Here is a 691-nt window from a genome sequence, read left to right as displayed (position 1 = left end):
CCCGACGTTTGAGCAAATTGAGCGCGGCGCGCTGGAAATCGTCGTGGCCGGTACGGCGAGCGGTTTTACTATGGTGGAAGGCGGCGCTGCCGAAGCGTCAGAAGATGTAATGCTCGGCGCGCTCGCCAAAGCCGAAGAGTTCATCAAGGCACTGTGCAAACTGCAAGACGACCTGCGGAAACTGGCGGGCAAAGAAAAACTGCCGCTCGCACCGCCCAAAACGACCCTTGAAAACAAAGACGAGATACGCGGCTTTGCGTATCCTAAGCTGGAAACGGCGTGCTACGTCAGAGGCAAGCAGGAACGCCGCGCCGCAATAGAGGCGGTACGGGCAGGGCTTGCCGAAAAATACGCCGCACAGTTGGAAGACAACGCGCAGAAGAAGCTCTTCGGCGCACTTTTTGAAGATATAGAATACGAGATTCTGCGGAAGGGCATCCTCGACAGTGGCGTTCGCGTAGACGGGCGCGGCACCGAAGACATACGCCCCATAACCTGCGAAATCAACGTGTTGCCGCGCCCGCACGGTTCGGCGATATTTACCCGCGGGGAGACGCAGTCGCTTGCGGTGGCGACGCTCGGCACGACGTTCGACGAACAGGTATACGATGACATTGAAGGCGACCGGCGCGAGCATTTCATTCTGCACTACAACTTCCCGCCCTATTCGGTGGGCGAGGTCGGCAGAACG

1 pseudogene is annotated in these 691 nt (G+C 58.8%); it reads left to right on the top strand.

Annotated features, from left to right (window positions below):
* Positions 1–691 (top strand): annotated as a pseudogene (locus AWU74_RS07070) (polyribonucleotide nucleotidyltransferase); the annotation flags it as partial.

The organism is Treponema endosymbiont of Eucomonympha sp. (assembly GCF_001028545.1).
The sequence above is the reverse complement of the archived record's forward strand: the minus strand, read 5'-3'. Positions and strand labels throughout refer to the sequence as shown.